The sequence below is a fragment of the Macrococcus carouselicus genome (assembly GCF_004359515.1).
Lineage (GTDB): Bacteria > Bacillota > Bacilli > Staphylococcales > Staphylococcaceae > Macrococcus > Macrococcus carouselicus.
Genome location: NZ_SCWD01000001.1, coordinates 908,356 through 928,145, shown reverse-complemented (window position 1 = coordinate 928,145; position 19,790 = coordinate 908,356). Strand labels below are relative to the sequence as shown.

The following is a 19,790-nucleotide window of genomic DNA, read 5'->3' as shown; positions in this document are numbered from 1 at the left end:
TATGATAGTAAGGAACAGGAAGTGAGGAAAACATGATGAATGAAGAGATGATTGTTCCCCTTGAGTATCAGCTGCGGAGAATCGCAGATAAAATCAAGACATATGGCAGAAGTCAGCTGCAGGCGCATCAGCTGTCCAGTACACAGTTCATCGCTGTGCAGTGGATCTATGAGCAGCCGCTGACGGTCGGTCAGCTGGCGGCGAATATGGGCATCGCAGTCTCGACCACTTCTGAGATGGTGGACCAGCTGATCAAGAAAGGTTGCGTCAGACGTGAGAAGGATGAGACGGATAAAAGAAAGGTCAATCTGTATCCCGAGCAGAAGAGCATTGATATCATCAATGAAGTCATTTCGAAGCGTCAGAACTATCTGGATGAGTTGATGGCGGATATGCCTCTGGACGAAAAGAGGCTGCTGGCTGAAAGTGTCAATAAACTCTTCCATAAGATGGAGGCGACCTCATGAAGCCAATCGGTGTCATTGATTCCGGAATGGGCGGACTGACCGTAGCAAAAGAGATCATGCGTCAGCTGCCGAATGAAACCATCTGCTATCTGGGTGATGTCGCCCGCTGTCCGTACGGACCGAGAAGCGGTGAGCAGGTGAAGCAGTTCACGATAGAACTCGCCCGGTTTCTCGTCAATAAGGACATCAAGATGCTGGTCATCGCCTGCAATACAGCTACAGCGGTCGCACTGAAGCCTCTGCAGCAGATGCTGTCGATACCAGTGCTCGGTGTTATAGAGCCGGGTGCAAGAACCGCGCTGATGACCACGACGAATCAGCAGGTGCTTGTGCTTGGCACTGAAGGCACTGTGAAGTCAGATGCTTACCGGAAGACGATTCAGTCCATCAGTCCCGAAGTGGCTGTGGAGAGTGTCGCCTGTCCCGACTTCGTCCCTTTAGTTGAGCAGATCCGCTATAAGGATCCTGTCGTCACCAATATCATCATCCATCAGACGCTGAAGGAATGGCGCAGAAATACTGCTGATACCGTGATTCTCGGCTGCACGCATTATCCGCTCATAAAAGGTTACATTGAAGATTACTTCAACCGTCAGAAGACAGTGATTTCATCAGGGCTTGAGACTGCGCGGGAAGTAAGTGCACTTCTGACCTTCAGTCAGGAACATGCACCGTATACGAAACACAAAAAGCATCAGTTCTATGTCAACGGTGATGCGGAGAAATTCACAAGAGTAGCAAGAGAATGGCTGAATGACCCCGAGCTGGTCGTCCAGTCCATCAATTTAGAGGAGGAACTGAAATGACAGATATCGTTATAGCAACAGGTAACCTGGGTAAGATCAATGACTTCAAGGCGATCTTCCCGGACCATCACGTCATCGGCATCACGAGTTTATTACCGGACTTCGATGTGGAGGAGACGGGATCAACCTTCGAAGAGAATGCGGCACTGAAAGCAGAAGCGGCGAGTCACATACTCGGTAAGACAGTGATTGCCGATGATTCCGGTCTTGCAGTCGATGCGCTGGACGGCGCTCCTGGCATCTGTTCTGCACGTTATGCCGGAACCGCTAAAGATGATGAGGCGAATATTGATCTGCTGCTGGAGAATATGGCAGGTAAGACAGACCGCACCGCACGCTTTGTCTGTGTGATTGCACTCAGTGAACCGGGACAGGAGACGCAGGTCTTCCGCGGAGAAGTAGAAGGCGTTGTGGCAGAGGCACGCCGAGGATTAAATGGCTTTGGCTACGATCCTGTCTTCTATCTGCCTGACAGACAGCGGACGATGGCAGAACTGAATACGGCAGAGAAAGCTGAAATCAGTCACCGCAGAAGAGCCATCGATAAACTGAAAGATTATCTCAAGTAGGGAGCTTTTATATGAAATGGATAGTAGTCAGTGACAATCACGGTATGGAGAATATTCTGACGGATATCAGGACACTGCATGCGGATGCAGATCTCTTCATTCATCTGGGAGATTCAGAGTTCAGCGCAGAGAATATTGAACTGAGAGATTATATCAAGGTGATGGGCAACTGCGATGGTCCGGCCTTCGATAAGAAGACGATTGTGAACAGTGACACACCGGCATTTCTGACGCACGGTCATCTGTATTCAGTCAATCAGGGCAGAGAGCGGCTGGCGGCAGCAGCGAAGGAGGCCGGGTGCCGTCTTGCCCTCTATGGCCATACTCATATCCGCAGGGTTGAGACGATTGACGGTGTCCTCTGCATCAATCCAGGCAGTATCGCACAGTCCAGAAGTGGGGAACGTGAGACCTACGCTGTTCTATTAGATGAAGAGATCCATTTTTACGATCAGCAGCACAGAATTTATGCGAAAGAGCCGCTCATGCTGTAACTAATCGCGCTTAAATGTGTAATAACACTAGAAAAGGTTGTTGACTTTCCAGTTCAAACTTGATTATAATTAATCTTGTCTTGAAATTGAGTCCTGGTAGCTCAGCTGGATAGAGCAACGGCCTTCTAAGCCGTCGGTCGGGGGTTCGAATCCCTCCCAGGACGCTAACATAAGGAAATGTGATACTTCACATTTCCTTTTTTATTTGTCTGGCGACACCATTTCGTTTAAACTTTAAATAATAAACTAATAGATAAGGGGCAGAACGATGAATAAATTTGATGAACAGATCATAGTGGTTGACCGTGAGTCGATATTCAGCCATGAAAAAAATGCCTTCAATGGTTTCATTACGATAGAAGATCAGCGTGCGCTCGAAATTTTTGAGACTCTGACAAAATATGAAGTGAAACGTCGTGGCGATATGGAAGAAGACCCGGGTTACAAGCAGCTGATCTCCTACTGCATTCTTGAAAACGCTGATAATGAGGTGCTGGTCTATGAGCGTCTGACAGGCGGCGGTGAATCCCGTCTTCATGGTCTCAGCTCCATCGGCGTCGGTGGCCATATGAATCAGCTTGAGGGCGATGATATTGAGCGCGTGCTGATTGAGAATGCGCGTCGTGAACTGGCAGAGGAAGTCGGGCTGACTGATATTCCAGAAATGGACCTTGAGCTCATTGGCTTTATCAATGATGACGGAGATGAAGTCGGCCGCGTGCATATCGGCCTGGTGTTCAGGATCAAAGTGAACCGTGATGATATCAGGGCAGTTGAGACGGATACTCTTTCTATTCAGTGGATGGATCGAAATCGTCTGATGGAAATCCCTTCATATGAAACGTGGAGCCGGCTCATCATTGAAGCGGTCTATATGACGGGGTATTAATGTCTGAGATTATTCCTTTCCCGGGATTGTCAGACGGACTGAACAGACAGCTTCAGCAGCATATGGCTGCTGAGGATTTCAAGAAGGCCTATGACATCATCACTGAACTGGAACGCCACGCGGAACTCACGGACCGCCAGCAGCTGCAGAAACTGAGAGTTCTGTATGAACTTGAGTCTTATCTTGAACTCCGGGAAGAAGCAAGCATCATGCTGAACCAGGGCCATCCTGACTATGAGGAGACTGTCTATTACTTTTTACTTAGCCTGCTGGAGCTCACCCAGTATCAGACGGTCATCGAACTGATTGATGCGCTGAGAGCTGAAGAAATCGATCACCGCCTGAAGATGAAGTTACTGCCCCTTTATGATCAGGCGCGTCATAAGAAGAATGAACGGGATCGTCAGGCGACGACTGAGCTCGCTGATTTTCTGAGCTGGTCTGCGGACCGCCAGAAACAGTTTATCCTCAGGCTGATAAGCGATAAGAATCTGAGCTACGCATCGACATTTATAGAGCTGCTGAAAGAACAACTCCATCCTGTTGTCCAGTCGCTCCTGGTACAATATGTTCAGCTGACCGGACGGCAGGAGATTGTGACACTCAGTAAGCTGGGGCGGACCATCACCTTCAATATCGGTGAAGTGGCGGCAATCGACCAGCACACACTGATGCAGGATGTACGTCTTATCGTTGCGGACTGGTTTGACAGCAATATGCCGGATATGACCCCTGCCGTTACCACCTGGCTTGAGCAGCAGGCTGTCATCCTCTATCCGCTGACCTTTCATACGGAGGCAACAGAAATCGCGACTGACATCATCGCCGACTGCTATATCTACTACGCACTGTCCATGTTCAGTCTGGAGGAGATATATCCGGTTCCGGACACCGCTGAACATCAGCTGATACTTGATTTGATTCAGCAGGCGGTTAATTATGAACTTTAAGGTTCAGTATGGTTGAACAAGGGTAAGATTATGCTATAATAAATGAGTTGAAAAAAATCTGGAGGTTATCACACATGACAGCAAAATGGGAAAAACAAGAAGGAAATGTAGGCGTACTTACGGTTACTGTTCCTGCTGAAGAAGTAAATTCAGGATTAGATAAAGCATTCAAAAAAGTAGTGAAACAAGTCAATGTACCGGGATTCCGTAAAGGTAAAATGCCGCGTCCATTATTCGAACAACGTTTCGGTGTTGAATCTTTATATCAGGATGCGCTTGACTTCATCTTACCGGATGCATATGCAAACGCAGTAGAAGAAGCGGGTATCAATCCGGTTGACCGCCCTGAGATTGACATCGAGCAGATGGAAAAAGGTCAGGAACTGATCTTCACGGCTAAAGTGACAGTTGAACCAGAAGTGAGACTTGGCGACTATAAAGGTCTTGAAATTGAAGCTCAGGAATCTGAACTCACTGACGAAGAATTCCAGAGTGCTTTAGATGCTGAACTTTCTCGTAAAGCTGAACTGACTGTCAAAGAAGACGGCGAAGTCGCTGAAGGCGATGTCGTTAACTTAGACTTCGACGGCTATGTGAACGACGAGCAGTTCGAAGGCGGAAAAGCTGAAGGATATGATCTTGAAATCGGTTCAGGCCAGTTCATTCCAGGATTCGAAGAACAGTTGGTCGGTACTAAAGCCGGCGAAGAGAAAGACGTCAACGTGACATTCCCTGAAGAATACCATGCAGAAGAATTAGCAGGTAAAGAGGCAGTATTCAAAGTGAAAATCAACGAGATCAAATCCAAAGAAGTCCCTGAACTTGACGATGAGTTAGCGAAAGAGCTTGATGAGTCAGCAGAATCTGCAGATGCATACAAAGAAAAGTTCCGCAGTGACTTAGCTGAACAGAAGAAAGTTCAGGCTGAGAATATGACAAAAGAAGCGCTTATCAACTTAGCGACAGATAACGCTGAAATCGACATTCCTCAGTCAATGGTGGAAACAGAACTGGGACGCATGATGCAGGAATTCGAACAACGTATCTCTCAGCAAGGTCTTAACTTAGATCTTTACTACCAGTTCTCAGGACAGACTGAAGAGCAGTTAAAAGAAAGCATGTCTGAAGATGCAGAAAAACGTGTTAAAACAAACTTGACACTTGCTGCTATCGCCAATGCTGAAAATATTGAAGTTTCAGACGAAGATGTTGAAGCTGAACTTTCTAAGATGAGCGAACAGTTCGGTTTATCAGTTGATGATATCCGTGCCGCTTTAGGTAGTGCGGAAGTATTAAAAGACGACCTTCGTATTCAGAAAGCAATCGACGTATTAGTTTCAGAATCAAAAACTAAGTAAGTTTCTGACTGAATGATAGATGAATATTCGGAAGAGAATCTGCAGCTTAAGTCTGTGGATTCTCTTTCAGTTTAATCATTTGCATTCAATTAGTGACTTTAGTATATTTTTCTTAAGACAGGGGTGTAACTATGTTTAAATTTGACGAAGATGACAGTAATTTAAAATGCTCTTTCTGCGGAAAAGACCAGGATCAGGTCAAGAAACTGGTGGCAGGAAGCGGTGTTTATATATGTAACGAATGTATCGAGCTGTGTTCAGAGATAGTGGAGGAAGAACTGCGCACCACTGACACAGAGGAACTGACAGAAGTACCTAAGCCGAAAGAACTGCTTGAACGATTAGACGAATATGTCATCGGTCAGACCAAAGCGAAGAAAGCACTCGCTGTGGCAGTCTATAATCACTACAAACGTGTCGTGCAGCCGGCGCCATCTGAAGAGGATGAAGTTGAACTGCAGAAAAGTAATATCGCGCTGATCGGACCGACAGGTAGTGGTAAGACCTTACTTGCGCAGACACTGGCACGCTCACTCAATGTGCCATTTGCGATTGCGGATGCAACGAGTCTGACTGAAGCAGGTTATGTCGGTGAAGACGTCGAGAATATTCTTCTCCGTCTGATTCAGGCAGCGGACTTCGATATCGAACGTGCTGAAAAAGGGATCATCTATGTCGATGAAATCGATAAGATCGCCCGCAAATCAGAGAACACTTCTATTACACGTGACGTTTCAGGTGAAGGTGTGCAGCAGGCACTCCTGAAGATTCTGGAAGGTACTGTAGCATCTGTGCCGCCACAAGGTGGGCGTAAACATCCGAACCAGGAGTTCATTCAGATTGATACGACGAATATCCTCTTTATATTAGGCGGGGCCTTTGATGGCATTGATGAAGTGATCAAGCGTCGTCTCGGTGAGAAAGTCATCGGTTTCACAGGTATTAAGGAACGAGACTTCGACGAATCGACGTTACTGTCGCAGATCAAACCGGAAGACTTACAGGCTTATGGTCTGATCCCGGAATTCATCGGCCGTATTCCAGTCGTTGCGAATCTTGAGCAGCTGGATGTGGATGCGCTGAAGCGTATACTTGTTCAGCCGAAGAACGCGCTCGTCAAACAGTTCAAGAAAATGCTTGAACTGGACGGTGTCGAACTGGAATTCACTGATGCAGCGCTGACAGCGATCAGTGAACTGGCGATTGAACGTAAGACAGGGGCTCGAGGACTTCGTTCCATTATCGAGGAGAGCATGATGGATATCATGTTCGATATCCCATCAGAAGATAAAGTAAAGAAAGTCGTCATCACAGAAGAGACGATTCGTGAATCCGTCAAGCCGGAACTTTATGACGAGAACAGTGAACGTATTAAAACAGCTTAATGCATGAGCCTCATAGGTTTATACCTATGAGGCTTTTTTAAAGGAGGAGCACCATGGATATTAATCCGAATAATGTAGAGATCATCATCAGTGCGGTCAAGCCTGAGCAGTATCCCGATACCGGACTGAAGGAAGTCGCACTGGCCGGGCGTTCGAATGTCGGTAAGTCATCATTTATCAACACGATGATCAAAAGAAAAAGTATGGCCAGAATTTCATCGAAACCCGGTAAGACCCAGACCCTGAACTTCTTCAATATTGACGAGCAGCTCGTCTTTGTCGATGTACCGGGCTACGGCTACGCCAAAGTCTCCAAGACTGAACGTGAACGCTGGGGCAAGATGATTGAGACCTATCTCACGACACGTGAAGATCTGGCAGTCGTCATTCAGCTCATCGATATCCGCCATGAACCGACGCAGGATGACGTCCTGATGTATGATTTCCTGAAGCACTATGAGATTCCGGCCATCATCATCGCGACGAAAGAGGACAAAATTCCGAAGGGCAAGGTGCAGAAACATCTGAAAGCAATCAGACAGACTCTGGAAATCGACAGCCATGATACATTGATCAGCTATTCGTCATTGTCGAAGGAAAAGAACCCACTGATCTGGCAGGCGATTGAATCATATTTGTAAACACATCCTGTTACAGCGGGGGCATTTAGTGCTATAATAGGAGCAATGGCTATATTTTGGGGGCGACAGAAATGCATATTGTTGTTGTGAGTGTCAATCACAGAACAGCAGACGTCAGCTTAAGAGAGCAGCTGACTTTTTCGGAAATGAATATTGAAAAAGCCCATTCAGCACTGATCAATCAGAAATCAGTACTGGAAGGGGTTATTGTGTCGACTTGTAACCGGACTGAAGTTTATGCGGTAGTCGATCAGGTCCATACAGGACGTTATTATATTAAAGCATTCCTTGCTGATTGGTTCGACCTGCCACTTGATACAGTCAAAAGCGTGACGACTGTCAAAGTGGACGACGAAGCAGTCAGACATCTCTATAGGGTAACAGCTGGTCTTGACTCCATCGTTCTCGGTGAGACGCAGATTCTTGGCCAGATCCGTGACAGCTTCCTGCTGGCACAGAGTGAGGGTGCAACAGGAACCATCTTCAACAAATTATTCAAAGAGGCAATCACGCTCGCCAAACGTGCGCATTCAGAGACGGATATCTCATCAAAAGCAGTGTCTGTGTCATATGCAGCGGTTGAACTGTCAAAGAAGATTCTCGGTTCACTTAAAGGAAAGCGCATCCTGATCATCGGTGCCGGTGAAATGGCTGAGCTCGCGCTTGAGAATCTGGCAGGCAGCGGTGCACAGGATATCACGGTGATGAACCGTACGGCAGAAAAAGCGCGTACACTTGCCGGCCGTTTCGGTGGTCAGCATGTGCTTATGGAGGAACTTCAGTGTGCACTGCTTGAGCATGATATCGTCATCTCTTCAACCAGTGCACGGGACTACATCATCACGAGAGAGATGATGGACCAGGTTATGAGGTTAAGACCGGCGCATCCTTTAGTGCTCATCGATATCGCGGTACCTCGGGATGTTGATCCCGCTGTAGGTGATGTTGACCTTGTCTTCAACTACGATGTGGACGATTTAAAAGGTCTTGTCGATGCTAACCTAGCTGAACGCGAGAAAGCAGCGGGTAAAATCACCGGTATGATAGAGCTGGCGATCATCCAGTTTCTTGACTGGGTCAATATGCTCGGTGTTGTGCCGGTTATTACAGCTCTTCGTGATAAAGCGCTGCGTATTCAGGAGACAACGATGGACAGCATCGACCGCAAGATGCCTGATTTATCTGACCGCGACCGCAAAGTGATCTCCAAACATATGAAGAGTGTCATCAATCAGATGCTGAAAGATCCGATTCAGCAGGCGAAGGAACTGAGCGGCAGCAGTAACCGTGAGGAGCAGCTGCAGTTCTTCCAGGAAATATTTAATATCACGAATGAAGTGGAGACACTGAAATTAAATGACGATAAGCAGATGCAGGGACAGCTTGAACCAAGAAATGGGTGAGTAGATGTCTGAATTACTGACTGTCCGAATCAACGAGGCAATACTTTTCATTTATATGATAAGTATTGCCTGTTATTTCATAGACTTTATTGACAAGAACAATCGTATCAGGAAAATCGGTTTTATCATTCTGGTCGCCGTATTCGTGTCACAGACCCTGATGATCGCTCAGTTCTATTTCACGATAGGCAGATTTCCGGTCCAGACCATTACAGAAGGTTTTTACTTCTTCACCTGGCTGATCATCATTGCATCAATTGTGATGGCGCAGACCACGCGCATGGAGTTTCTCGCCTTTATCATGAATCTCATCGGCTTTATCTTCATGGCGATCCATACGTTCCAGCCGGTTGACTATCAGTCTCATACGACGGTCTCTCATATGATGAATGAGCTGCTGATGGTGCATGTGACTCTGGCGATTACAGCGTATGTCACGTTTCTGATCGCGGCTATTCAGGCGGTACTCTACCTGTATCAGATGCGTAACCTTAAACAGAAGAAGTTCTCTCAGAAGTTCTTCCGCCTGAGTGATCTCGCATCTCTCAGCCGTTCGGTCAATTTGTTCAGCATGGTCGGATTCGGTCTCCTGCTCATCTCACTTGTGCTGGGGATTCAATGGGGACTGATACTGATCGGTCCTTCCATCTGGCTGGATAGCAAGGTGGTCGGTTCGACTCTTGTCCTGTTGATCTATGCCAGCTATATCTATCTATCTACACAGCAGAAACAGAAAATGAATATTATGATGGAGATCAATATCATCTTTTTTCTGATCTGCATGGTCAATTATCTGGTCATCAGCAGATATTCAGATTTCCATCAACTGATCAATTAGGAGGATTATCATAGTGAAGATTATTGTCGGTACGAGAAGAAGTCAGCTTGCACTTACACAAAGTAAGCAGTTCACGGATTCACTGCAGGCCAGATTCCCGGACCTGGAAGTTGAATTCAAGGAGATTGTGACAAAAGGTGATCAGATTGTTGACGTCCAGCTTTCCAAAGTGGGCGGAAAAGGTCTGTTTGTCAAAGAGATCGAGCAGGCACTCTTCAATAAAGAAATCGATATCGCGATACACTCGCTGAAGGATGTGCCAAGTGTCCTGCCTGAAGGGCTGACGCTCGGCTGTATTCCAGACCGTGAAGATCCACGTGATGCGTTCATCTCGAACAATCATGTGAAGCTGAAAGATCTACCGGCAGGCAGTGTCGTTGGCACCAGTTCCCTTAGAAGAGGTGCACAGCTGTTGAGTCAATATCCGCATCTTAAAATCGAATGGATCCGCGGTAATATCGATACACGACTTAACAAACTTCATAACGATGCATACGATGCGATCATCCTGGCAGCAGCAGGTTTGAAACGTATGGGCTGGAGCGAAGAGACAGTTACTGAATACCTGGAAGATGATGTGATGTTACCTGCTATCGGACAGGGGGCCCTAGGTATTGAATGCCGGGCAGATGATAAGGAAGTTCTGAACATATTAAGAGCAGTTCATAATGAGGATGTCGAACGCTGTACAGCAGTGGAGCGGGAATTCCTCAGACTGATGGACGGCAGCTGCAAGGTCCCGATTGCCGGACATGCGGTTGTAGAAGGCGACGAACTCTATTTCCGCGGCCTGATCATGTCACCTGACGGCAGACACCGCTACGAAAGTGAGGTACGAGGGACTGATGCAGCTGAGATGGGGGCAAAGGTCGCCCGGGAGATGAAAGAGAACGGTGCGTACGATATCATTGAAGCACTTAATGCAGAAGGAAGTCGATAAAATGAAGCCAGTTGTAGTGATGACTGATAGTGAAAAAACACAGACAGACGATGTTGAAGTTGTTCACATACCGTTGATCGGTATTGAAAAGCTCCCCGTTCAAAGTGACTATCTGCATCGTCACTATGACTGGCTTATTTTGACGAGCAAAAATGCCGTGGAGATATTCTTCGACAATTACAGCGATGTCACATTCGACCGGCTGGCGGTCATCGGTACGAAGACCAGAAAGTCTTTAGAGGCAAAAGGACTGACAGCAGATTTTATGCCTTCTGTCTTCGATCAGGAGACGTTTATAGCTGAAGCGGGAAGTCGCTTTGATGGCTGCAGCTGCTGCCTGCCGGTAAGTGTGAAAGCAAGACCGCCTTTACACCGCTTTCTTGCAGCGAGAGGGCAGGTCGATCGCATTGAGTTATACAGGCCTGTTGCATCTCAGTCGGCGGCTCTGAGGATTCATGATATGATTGTAGACGGAGAGGTGGACGCACTGACTTTTATGAGTCCGTCAGCTGTAGATGCTTATTTTAAGCATTATCAGCCGGTAGTCATACCGGTTGTAGCTATCGGTCCTGTGACAAAAGCTGCACTCGACCGGTACCGGCAGCCATGCGTCATGCCGGAAACTGCCACAAAAGAACAGATGATAGCTAAAATAACTGAAATGAGGGAATGGAATGAATTTTGACCGACACAGACGTTTAAGAAGTTCAGCAGTGATGCGGGATATGGTAAGAGAGACGACACTTTCCAAGAAGGATCTGATCTATCCGATCTTCGTCATCGAAAAGGATGACATCAGAAATGAAGTGCCTTCTATGCCAGGGGTCTATCAGCTCAGCCTGAATATGCTGCACGAAGAACTGAAAGAAGCTTACGACGCGGGTATCCGCGCCGTGATGTTCTTCGGTATTCCGAATGAAAAAGATGGCTGCGGCACGGGTGCATTTATCGACAACGGGATTATCCAGCGTGCAACGCGCCTGTCAAAAGAACTGTATCCCGATATGCTGGTGCTGGCAGATACCTGTCTCTGTGAATATACGGACCATGGACACTGCGGCGTTATTGATGACCATGGACACGTCATCAATGACGACACGCTCCCACTGCTCGTCAAGACCGCTGTATCACAGGCGAAAGCAGGCGCTGACATTATCGCGCCGAGCAACATGATGGACGGCTTCGTGCAGGCCATCCGTGCAGGTCTCGACGAAGCAGGCTTTTACCATATTCCGATCATGAGCTACGGCATCAAATATGCATCGGCATTCTACGGACCGTTCCGTGATGCGGCTGAGAGCACACCGGGACAGGGTGATCGTAAAGGTTACCAGATGGACCCTGCCAATCGTCTTGAAGCGATGCGTGAACTTGAAAGTGATCTCGCTGAAGGCTGCGATATGATGATTGTGAAGCCGGCGTTAAGCTATCTTGACATCATCCGCGATGTCCGCAATAACAGCAATATCCCGGTTGTCGCCTATAACGTCAGCGGCGAATATGCTATGACAAAGGCAGCTGCACAGAACGGCTGGATTGATGAGGAACGCATCGTCATGGAACAGATGATTTCAATGAAACGGGCCGGTGCAGATATGATCATCACTTATTTCTCAAAAGATATCTGTAAATACTTAGATAGAGGAGTCTACTAATGAATCGATCAGAACAAGCATTCCAGGAAGCAGTCAAAGTGATGCCGGGTGGTGTTAACAGCCCGGTCCGTGCATTCAAAAGTGTCGACATGGATCCGATCTTCATGGAAAAAGGAAAAGGCTCAAAAATCTATGATATTGATGGCAATGAATATATCGATTATGTCCTGAGCTGGGGTCCGCTTATTTTAGGTCATGCGGATAACAAGGTGACTGAAGAGCTGACGAAGGCTGTCATGCAAGGGACAAGTTTCGGTGCACCGACTGAACTTGAGACGAAGATGGCTGAGCTGGTCATCGAACGTGTGCCTTCTATAGAGATGGTCCGTATGGTATCAAGCGGGACTGAGGCGACGCTCGCTGCACTGCGGTTAGCACGTGGTTTCACTGGACGTAACAAGATCCTTAAGTTCATTGGCTGCTATCACGGGCATAGTGACAGCCTGCTGATCAAAGCGGGTTCAGGTGTCGCGACTCTTGGACTGCCGGACTCTCCAGGTGTACCGAAAGGCACAGCAGAGAACACGATTACCGTTCATTACAATGACTTAGAATCAGTTAAGACGGCCTTTGAGAAGTTTGGTGACGATATTGCCTGTATCATCGTTGAACCTGTTGCCGGTAATATGGGGGTCGTACCGCCGGTAGAAGGCTTTCTGCAGGGTCTGCGCGACATTACGACAGAATACGGTGCACTGCTGATATTCGATGAAGTGATGACAGGATTCCGCGTCGGCTACAACTGTGCACAGGGCTATTTCAATGTCATGCCTGACTTGACTTGTCTCGGGAAAGTAATCGGCGGCGGACTGCCGGTCGGTGCTTTCGGTGGCCGTAAAGAGATTATGGAGCGCATTGCACCTGCAGGGGATATTTATCAGGCAGGTACTCTGAGCGGTAATCCACTTGCGATGACAGGGGGCTACTATACACTCAGTCAGCTGACACCTGAAAGTTATGAACACTTCAATCAACTCGGCGACCAGCTGGAAGCAGGACTGAAGGAAGTCTTTGCTAAGCATGATGTGCCGATCACGATCAATCGCGCCGGCAGCATGATCGGCTATTTCCTAAATGACCGGGATGTGACTGATTTTGAGGTCGCTTCGCAGTCGAATCTGAAGTTATTTGCAGCGATGTACAAGGAGATGGCAGCGAACGGAATCTTCCTTCCACCGTCACAATTCGAAGGGATGTTCCTTTCTACACAGCATACTTCAGAAGATATCGAAAAAACTTTAGATGCATTTGACAAAGCTCTGAATGCCGTCAAATAAGGCTTTTGAGCAATGAAATAACTTAAAAACATAAAATTAAAAAATTTTTTGAAAAATTTATGTTTAATTCTCTGGATACAGGCAATATTATTCATGTAAATAAAATTTTACAAACAAAACTAAATCCAAGTGGAGGTAAGTCAAATGGCTAACAACAATAACAACAACAGAAATGACAAAGATGTAATCTACAACTCAGAGCGTGATCGTCACGTCACTCACACAGCGGACAACACTAACCGTGCTGCTGGGGACCGAGTTAAAGAAACAACTACAACTCGTGAAACTCGTCACGTGGCTCATGAAGAACCTAAAAAGAAAAGTCCATGGCCTTGGTTGATTCCTTTATTATTACTTCTCTTAGCTATCCCGTTCTTATTAAACATGTGTAACAACGAAGAAGATGATAAAAAAGAAGAGACTTCAACTGAAGAAACAACTACAGAAAATGCAACGACTGAAGAAGCAACTACAGAAGAAGCGACAACTGAAGAAGCGACAACTGAAGAAGCAAACGCTGGTGGATTTGATTTAGCATCAATCGTTAACTTTGACTTAGCTGCATAATAACAGCTGCTAACCGTGAACTTAAGTTCACGGTTTTTTTATATTCCTAAAAATAGACATAAAAAAACAGATTCACGATTAAATCTGTTTTTCTATTAAAAGATGAAATTAAGTAATAATGTAAGAATGATCGACAGAACAACTGAAATGATAATCGAGAATAAACAACCCGTTGTACCTCCTGCGTATCTGATCATAGGCGTAGCCTCCTTATAAGGTTATAATGTTATATAACCTGATTACCATCTTTTAAACGACTGGAAGTGTTCAAATGACAACTATTGTAGTAATTGTCGCAGTTATATCCGGCTATGTACTGATGAAAATAGGAATGTTCCTGCCCTGGCTGTTCGGTCCTATACTGGCAGCTGTCTCAGTCAGTAGAACAAGCAGTAAAACCATTAGATGGCCTAGATTTCTCGGGGACCTCGGACTGTTTATATTAGGGACACAGATTGGTGCGACTTTCACTATGCATGTACTGAAGGATATACGAAACGATCTGTTCAGTATTATTCTGCTGAATATCATGATCATTGGCGCGGCGGTTATTCTATCACTGATTTTCAGAAGAATTACAGACTGTACCTATGAAACGGCAGTGTTAAGTGCCATTCCTGGAGCACTTAGTCAGATGATTGTCATGGCGGAAGAAAATAAACGGGCGGATCTGCTTGCTGTGACTTTGTCACAGACGTCACGCCTGCTGTTCGTTGTGATGAGCGTCCCTTTTATCGCATCATTCAGTGGAGGAGACGTGACAGGTCAGACACAGCGTGCACAGTCGGTATTTGACGTGCTGAACTGGGATGAAGTCGGGTTCATGGCAGCGATGATCACAGCCGTCTTTCTGCTGCTACGTCGGATACATTTTCCAGTACCCCAGCTTCTGGCGCCTATTTTTGCAGTGACTGTCTGGAACCTGATGACAGGAGAGGTATTTTCCGTACCTTATGCACTGATTGCTGCGGCACAGCTGATGTTCGGTGTGAGAATAGGACTTCAGGTTGTAGACCTGTCAAGCCAGCTCTCAGCCAGACTGTTCATCGGAATAGCAGTGCAGAATACCCTGCTGATTGTAGTGACATTCATTCTTGCATTTCTTTTCAGTGCCCATGATTTCAATGATCTGTTTTTAAGTCTGGCTCCAGGTGGGATGGCCCAGATCATTATCGTTGCACTGGAATCTGGGGGCAATATTGCAATGATCTCAAGCTACCATATCTTTCGTATATTCTTTATTCTGCTGGTGATTGCCCCCCTGCTGCAGGTTGTTCTGAAGCGATTTGACAAGGGTGGTCAAATCAGCTAAGATGAAATAAATTAATATAATTTCGGGAAGAGTACGTACTTAAATGTCTTTCAAGAGAGCATAGGGCCGGTGAAACTATGCAGCATTTATGACGGAAGGTAGCCCGCAGCTGTTCTTCTGCTGAAATCAAGTAGGCTGAAGCGTGTTCGAGCGTTAATCGTTTTAAGTGCAGCCTCGGCTGAATTTAGGTGGTACCACGAGATTATTCCCGTCCTATTTCTATAGGGCGGTTTTTATTTTGCTGATAATACGACTGGAGGAAAATGATATGGATACGAAGTATAATCCCAAGTTAGTTGAAGAAGGACGTTACAAGAAATGGCTTGATGCTGAGCTCTTTAAGGCTGAAGATCATGATGATAAGCAGCCGTTCACGATTGTGATACCACCACCGAATGTAACAGGTAAACTGCATATCGGTCATGCCTGGGATACGACCTTGCAGGATATCATCACGCGTATGAAACGCATGCAGGGCTACAATACATTGTACTTGCCGGGTATGGACCATGCAGGAATTGCCACACAGGCCAAAGTAGAAGCGAAGCTACGCGAAGAGGGGATAAGCCGTCATGATATCGGACGTGTGAAGTTCCTGGAACATACGATGGAATGGAAAGAGGAATATGCTGCGACCATTCGTGAGCAGTGGGCGAAGATGGGTCTCGGTCTTGATTATTCCCGTGAGCGCTTTACATTGGACGCCGGCTTAAGTGACGCCGTTAAGCGTGTATTTGTCGAGATGTATAACAAGGGACTGATCTACCGTGGTGAGCGCATCATTAACTGGGATCCTGCAGCACGTACAGCGCTCAGTGATATCGAGGTTATCCACGAAGAAGTGGAAGGCGCATTCTATCATATGAACTATCCTCTTGCTGATGGTTCAGGGGTCATTGAAATCGCGACAACGCGTCCTGAGACGATGCTCGGGGATACAGCAGTCGTCGTCCATCCGGAAGACGAACGCTACAAGGAGATGATCGGTAAGACAGTCATGCTGCCGATCATGAACCGTGAGATACCGATTATCGGGGATGACTACGTTGAGATGGAATTCGGTACGGGCGCAATGAAGGTAACACCGGCTCATGACCCGAATGACTTCGAAATCGGTAACCGTCATGATCTGCCCCGCATCAATGTCATGAATGAGGACGGCACGATGAACGACAAAGCAGGTAAGTATGCTGGTATGGACCGCTTTGACTGCCGTAAACAGCTGGTGCAGGACCTCGAAGCATCTGGTGAACTCGTCAAAGTTGAGAAGCACGTCCATCAGGTGGGGCACTCTGAGCGCAGCGGTGCAGTCGTTGAACCTTACCTGTCCACTCAGTGGTTCGTCAAGATGGAACCATTAGCTGAGCAGTCACTTGACAATCAACAGACGGATGACCGCATCGATTTTGTACCGCCGCGCTTCGAGAATACCTTCAACCGCTGGATGGAAGGGATCCATGACTGGTGTATCTCCCGTCAGCTCTGGTGGGGCCATCAGATTCCAGCCTGGTATCATAAGGAGACAGGTGAAGTATATGTAGGTGAACAGGCACCTGAGGATGCTGATAACTGGACGCAGGACGAAGATGTTCTTGATACATGGTTCTCAAGCGCATTATGGCCGTTCTCAACACTCGGCTGGCCGGACGAAGATGCAGCTGACTTCAAGCGCTTCTATCCGACTAACGTCCTTGTGACTGGTTATGATATCATCTTCTTCTGGGTTGCCCGTATGATCTTCCAGGGACTTGAGTTCACTGACCGTCGTCCGTTCAATGAAGTACTGATCCACGGTCTTGTCCGTGCGGAAGACGGCCGCAAGATGAGTAAATCGCTCGGCAATGGTGTGGACCCGATGGATGTCATCGATGAGTACGGTGCAGATGCACTGCGTTATTTCCTGGCGACAGGTTCAACACCTGGACAGGATTTACGTTATTCGACAGAGAAAGTGGAAGCAAGCTGGAACTTCATCAATAAGATCTGGAATGCATCCCGTTTCAGCCTGATGAATATCGGTGAGGACTTCAGTGTAGAGGATATCAAGCTTGACGGTAAGAAGTCAGTTGCTGATAAATGGATTCTGACACGTCTGAATGAGACGATTGAAGAAGTGACACGTCTTGCTGATAAATATGAATTCGGTGAAGTCGGACGCAGCCTGTATAACTTTATCTGGGATGACTTCTGTGACTGGTACATCGAGATGAGCAAGATTCCGATGAATAGTGACGACGAGGAAGCGAAACAGATGACGCGTTCAATCTTGGCTTACACGCTTGATCAGATCATGCGTATGATGCATCCGTTCATGCCGTTCGTCACTGAGGCCATCTGGCAGAACCTGCCGCACGAAGGTGAATCCATCGTCCGTGCAAGCTGGCCGGTTGTCCGTCCTGAGTTAACTGATGATGCATCCAAGCACGAGATGGAACAGCTGATGGAGATCATTCGCGCTGTCCGTACGTCACGTACAGAAGTGAACACACCGATGTCAAAAGAGATTCCGGTGCTGATCAAAGCGCACAATGATATGCATCTCAACAACATTGAAAGCAACCGCCACTATATCGACCGTTTCTGTAATCCATCTGAACTTGTAGTTTCATTGTCACCGGAAGTGCCTGAGAAAGCGATGACAACAGCTGTCTTCGGTGCAGAAGTCATTCTGCCGCTTGAAGGTCTCATCGATATGGATAAGGAACGTGAGCGTCTGAATAAAGAACTGGAAAAATGGCAGAAAGAACTGGACCGTGTAAATGGCAAACTTGCAAATGAGAAGTTTGTCTCGAAAGCACCTGAGAAAGTGATCAACGAAGAGAAAGAGAAACAGGTACTTTATACTGAACGATATCGAGCAGTGAAAGAAAGACTTGAGCAGTTGAAAGCGTAGGGATCAGCTATGGATTATTTAGAGAGTTTATATTGGATACACGAGCGGACGAAGTTCGGCATTAAACCGGGTGTCAGACGGATGGAATGGATGCTTGACCGGACGGGGAACCCTGAGAAGAACATTCAGGGTATCCATGTGGTCGGCACAAACGGCAAAGGATCGACTGTCAGTTACCTGAAGAATGCACTGATGGCGAATGGTTACGAAGTCGGGACATTCACTTCTCCTTATATTGAGACGTTCAATGAGCGTATCAGTCTGAACGGTATGCCGATTACAGATGATGAGATTGTGATATTGGTCGAGAAAGTGAAGCCGGTCAGTGAAGCGCTGGCTGAGGAGACAGATCTCGGGCCGGCAACAGAATTCGAAGTGATGACCATGATGATGTTCGTCTATTTCGGTGAGGTGCATCCGGTTGATTTCGCGGTGATTGAAGCAGGACTCGGTGCAAAACATGATTCAACCAATGTGTTTAAGCCGGTGATGACGCTGCTTACAAGTATCGGTCTTGACCATACCAATATCATGGGAGACACATATGTGGACATCGCCCGGGAAAAAGCGGGCGTTATCAAGCCGGGTATACCGCTTGTCTATGCAGTGAAGAATGAAGATGCGAAGCACTATATCAACGATGCTGTCAAGGAAGAAGGTGCTAGAGGCATCAAGCTTGGCCGGGATATTCAGTGTGTAACGGCCGACGAGGAATTCACGTTCCGTTATAAGGACTATGAACTGGAAGACATCCGACTGAAAATGCTGGGCACACACCAGCAGGAGAACGCTTCGCTCGCTATTGCGGCATTGATTGATATGTATGAGCAGAAAATGATTCAGCTTGATTTCAATAAGATGATTGCAGCAATCGAGGAGACAACATGGACGGGCCGTATTGAAATCATTCAGACAGAACCGACCATCATCCTGGATGGTGCGCATAACCGTGAATCGATTGACGTACTGGTTGATACAATGAAGCAGTATTACAGTGACCGGAAAATCGATGTGCTGTTCTCAGCAATAGACGGTAAACCAATCGGCAGTATGCTGTATTCACTTGAAGAGATTGCTGACAAGTTCTATGTGACGGAATTTGATTTCCCGAAAGCACTGCCAGTCGATACGATCTATGAGGCTGTTGAACATGACTGTAAGACGCAGGTCAAGGACTACGGTGAATTCATCAGACAGTATGAGGGAGACCTGCTGCTTGTCACAGGCAGTCTGTACTTCATCAGTGCAGTGAAAGCCTATCTGAAAAGTTAAATTGAATGAAAACAACGAGTAGCATCCAGCTACTCGTTATTTTTTTTGCTGTCATTTACTTAGAATCGCAGAAA

Annotated in this window: 19 protein-coding genes, 1 tRNA gene and 1 other annotated feature; all 20 genes read left to right on the top strand. The window is 46.8% G+C overall.

The annotated features are described in order from the left end of the window. Positions 1–32 precede the first annotated feature (32 nt). The 20 genes from ERX40_RS04710 to ERX40_RS04615 all read left to right on the top strand — a co-directional run bounded on the left by ERX40_RS04710 (position 33) and on the right by ERX40_RS04615 (position 19,716). Positions 33–467: a MarR family winged helix-turn-helix transcriptional regulator gene (locus ERX40_RS04710; protein ID WP_133417338.1), complete on the top strand. Its 435-nt coding sequence runs from the start codon at positions 33–35 to the stop codon at positions 465–467. Then, complete coding sequence (gene racE / locus ERX40_RS04705; RefSeq protein WP_133417337.1) at positions 464–1,273, top strand: glutamate racemase; 810 nt, start codon at positions 464–466, stop codon at positions 1,271–1,273. The genes ERX40_RS04710 and racE overlap by 4 nt, the downstream gene beginning before the upstream one ends. Beyond that, on the top strand, positions 1,270–1,842 hold the full coding sequence (locus tag ERX40_RS04700; protein ID WP_133417336.1) for an XTP/dITP diphosphatase: 573 nt from the start codon (positions 1,270–1,272) through the stop codon (positions 1,840–1,842). The genes racE and ERX40_RS04700 overlap by 4 nt, the downstream gene beginning before the upstream one ends. 11 nt (positions 1,843–1,853) lie before the next feature. Continuing rightward, entirely contained in the window at positions 1,854–2,336 is a 483-nt protein-coding gene (locus ERX40_RS04695; RefSeq protein WP_133417335.1) for a YfcE family phosphodiesterase, read from the top strand. Positions 2,337–2,426: 90 nt separating this feature from the next. After that, positions 2,427–2,500: transfer RNA gene (locus ERX40_RS04690), tRNA-Arg, on the top strand. A gap of 104 nt (positions 2,501–2,604) precedes the next feature. Then, positions 2,605–3,225, top strand: coding sequence for an NUDIX domain-containing protein (locus ERX40_RS04685; RefSeq protein ID WP_133417334.1), 621 nt, complete (start codon positions 2,605–2,607; stop codon positions 3,223–3,225). Next, positions 3,225–4,175 (top strand): hypothetical protein, encoded by a 951-nt coding sequence (locus ERX40_RS04680; protein ID WP_133417333.1) that lies wholly within the window; start codon positions 3,225–3,227, stop codon positions 4,173–4,175. The genes ERX40_RS04685 and ERX40_RS04680 overlap by 1 nt, the downstream gene beginning before the upstream one ends. A gap of 74 nt (positions 4,176–4,249) precedes the next feature. After that, complete coding sequence (gene tig, locus ERX40_RS04675) at positions 4,250–5,533, top strand: trigger factor (RefSeq protein WP_133417332.1); 1,284 nt, start codon at positions 4,250–4,252, stop codon at positions 5,531–5,533. A 131-nt stretch (positions 5,534–5,664) separates the two neighbouring features. Then, positions 5,665–6,918, top strand: coding sequence for an ATP-dependent Clp protease ATP-binding subunit ClpX (gene clpX / locus ERX40_RS04670; RefSeq protein WP_133417331.1), 1,254 nt, complete (start codon positions 5,665–5,667; stop codon positions 6,916–6,918). A 53-nt stretch (positions 6,919–6,971) separates the two neighbouring features. Continuing rightward, positions 6,972–7,559: a ribosome biogenesis GTP-binding protein YihA/YsxC gene (yihA, locus tag ERX40_RS04665; RefSeq protein WP_133417330.1), complete on the top strand. Its 588-nt coding sequence runs from the start codon at positions 6,972–6,974 to the stop codon at positions 7,557–7,559. Positions 7,560–7,630: 71 nt separating this feature from the next. Beyond that, positions 7,631–8,962: a glutamyl-tRNA reductase gene (hemA, locus tag ERX40_RS04660; protein ID WP_133417329.1), complete on the top strand. Its 1,332-nt coding sequence runs from the start codon at positions 7,631–7,633 to the stop codon at positions 8,960–8,962. A 4-nt stretch (positions 8,963–8,966) separates the two neighbouring features. After that, positions 8,967–9,800, top strand: coding sequence for a cytochrome C assembly family protein (locus tag ERX40_RS04655; protein WP_133417328.1), 834 nt, complete (start codon positions 8,967–8,969; stop codon positions 9,798–9,800). A gap of 10 nt (positions 9,801–9,810) precedes the next feature. Beyond that, on the top strand, positions 9,811–10,740 hold the full coding sequence (gene hemC, locus ERX40_RS04650) for a hydroxymethylbilane synthase (protein ID WP_133417327.1): 930 nt from the start codon (positions 9,811–9,813) through the stop codon (positions 10,738–10,740). Then, positions 10,721–11,425: a uroporphyrinogen-III synthase gene (locus tag ERX40_RS04645; RefSeq protein ID WP_133417326.1), complete on the top strand. Its 705-nt coding sequence runs from the start codon at positions 10,721–10,723 to the stop codon at positions 11,423–11,425. The genes hemC and ERX40_RS04645 overlap by 20 nt, the downstream gene beginning before the upstream one ends. Next, positions 11,415–12,395 carry a porphobilinogen synthase gene (gene hemB, locus ERX40_RS04640; protein WP_133417325.1) on the top strand — a complete coding sequence of 327 codons (981 nt, stop codon included), beginning with the start codon at positions 11,415–11,417 and terminating at the stop codon, positions 12,393–12,395. Before ERX40_RS04645 ends, hemB begins: the two co-directional genes overlap by 11 nt. Beyond that, positions 12,395–13,672 (top strand): glutamate-1-semialdehyde 2,1-aminomutase, encoded by a 1,278-nt coding sequence (hemL, locus tag ERX40_RS04635; protein WP_133417324.1) that lies wholly within the window; start codon positions 12,395–12,397, stop codon positions 13,670–13,672. The genes hemB and hemL overlap by 1 nt, the downstream gene beginning before the upstream one ends. Before the next feature lie 144 nt (positions 13,673–13,816). Further along, a complete protein-coding gene (locus ERX40_RS04630; protein WP_133417323.1) occupies positions 13,817–14,239 on the top strand; it encodes a hypothetical protein in 423 nt (140 codons plus the stop codon). Between the two features lie 271 nt (positions 14,240–14,510). Beyond that, a complete protein-coding gene (locus tag ERX40_RS04625) occupies positions 14,511–15,551 on the top strand; it encodes an AbrB family transcriptional regulator (RefSeq protein ID WP_133417322.1) in 1,041 nt (346 codons plus the stop codon). A 15-nt stretch (positions 15,552–15,566) separates the two neighbouring features. Beyond that, positions 15,567–15,770, top strand: a binding site (T-box leader). 49 nt (positions 15,771–15,819) lie between these two features. Next, entirely contained in the window at positions 15,820–18,444 is a 2,625-nt protein-coding gene (locus tag ERX40_RS04620; RefSeq protein ID WP_133417321.1) for a valine--tRNA ligase, read from the top strand. A gap of 9 nt (positions 18,445–18,453) precedes the next feature. Then, positions 18,454–19,716 (top strand): bifunctional folylpolyglutamate synthase/dihydrofolate synthase, encoded by a 1,263-nt coding sequence (locus tag ERX40_RS04615; RefSeq protein ID WP_133417320.1) that lies wholly within the window; start codon positions 18,454–18,456, stop codon positions 19,714–19,716. Positions 19,717–19,790: the final 74 nt, after the last annotated feature.

What these genes read in the sequence shown, in the direction of transcription:
- hemB (WP_133417325.1), top strand. Translation starts at nt 11,415, where the DNA reads ATGAATTTTGACCGACACAGACGTTTAAGAAGTTCAGCAGTGATGCGG.
- ERX40_RS04655 (WP_133417328.1), top strand. Translation starts at nt 8,967, where the DNA reads ATGTCTGAATTACTGACTGTCCGAATCAACGAGGCAATACTTTTCATT.
- ERX40_RS04630 (WP_133417323.1), top strand. Translation starts at nt 13,817, where the DNA reads ATGGCTAACAACAATAACAACAACAGAAATGACAAAGATGTAATCTAC.
- racE (WP_133417337.1), top strand. Translation starts at nt 464, where the DNA reads ATGAAGCCAATCGGTGTCATTGATTCCGGAATGGGCGGACTGACCGTA.
- clpX (WP_133417331.1), top strand. Translation starts at nt 5,665, where the DNA reads ATGTTTAAATTTGACGAAGATGACAGTAATTTAAAATGCTCTTTCTGC.
- ERX40_RS04615 (WP_133417320.1), top strand. Translation starts at nt 18,454, where the DNA reads ATGGATTATTTAGAGAGTTTATATTGGATACACGAGCGGACGAAGTTC.
- ERX40_RS04685 (WP_133417334.1), top strand. Translation starts at nt 2,605, where the DNA reads ATGAATAAATTTGATGAACAGATCATAGTGGTTGACCGTGAGTCGATA.
- ERX40_RS04620 (WP_133417321.1), top strand. Translation starts at nt 15,820, where the DNA reads ATGGATACGAAGTATAATCCCAAGTTAGTTGAAGAAGGACGTTACAAG.
- ERX40_RS04710 (WP_133417338.1), top strand. Translation starts at nt 33, where the DNA reads ATGATGAATGAAGAGATGATTGTTCCCCTTGAGTATCAGCTGCGGAGA.
- ERX40_RS04625 (WP_133417322.1), top strand. Translation starts at nt 14,511, where the DNA reads ATGACAACTATTGTAGTAATTGTCGCAGTTATATCCGGCTATGTACTG.
- hemL (WP_133417324.1), top strand. Translation starts at nt 12,395, where the DNA reads ATGAATCGATCAGAACAAGCATTCCAGGAAGCAGTCAAAGTGATGCCG.
- hemA (WP_133417329.1), top strand. Translation starts at nt 7,631, where the DNA reads ATGCATATTGTTGTTGTGAGTGTCAATCACAGAACAGCAGACGTCAGC.
- tig (WP_133417332.1), top strand. Translation starts at nt 4,250, where the DNA reads ATGACAGCAAAATGGGAAAAACAAGAAGGAAATGTAGGCGTACTTACG.
- ERX40_RS04645 (WP_133417326.1), top strand. Translation starts at nt 10,721, where the DNA reads ATGCAGAAGGAAGTCGATAAAATGAAGCCAGTTGTAGTGATGACTGAT.
- yihA (WP_133417330.1), top strand. Translation starts at nt 6,972, where the DNA reads ATGGATATTAATCCGAATAATGTAGAGATCATCATCAGTGCGGTCAAG.
- ERX40_RS04700 (WP_133417336.1), top strand. Translation starts at nt 1,270, where the DNA reads ATGACAGATATCGTTATAGCAACAGGTAACCTGGGTAAGATCAATGAC.
- ERX40_RS04695 (WP_133417335.1), top strand. Translation starts at nt 1,854, where the DNA reads ATGAAATGGATAGTAGTCAGTGACAATCACGGTATGGAGAATATTCTG.
- ERX40_RS04680 (WP_133417333.1), top strand. Translation starts at nt 3,225, where the DNA reads ATGTCTGAGATTATTCCTTTCCCGGGATTGTCAGACGGACTGAACAGA.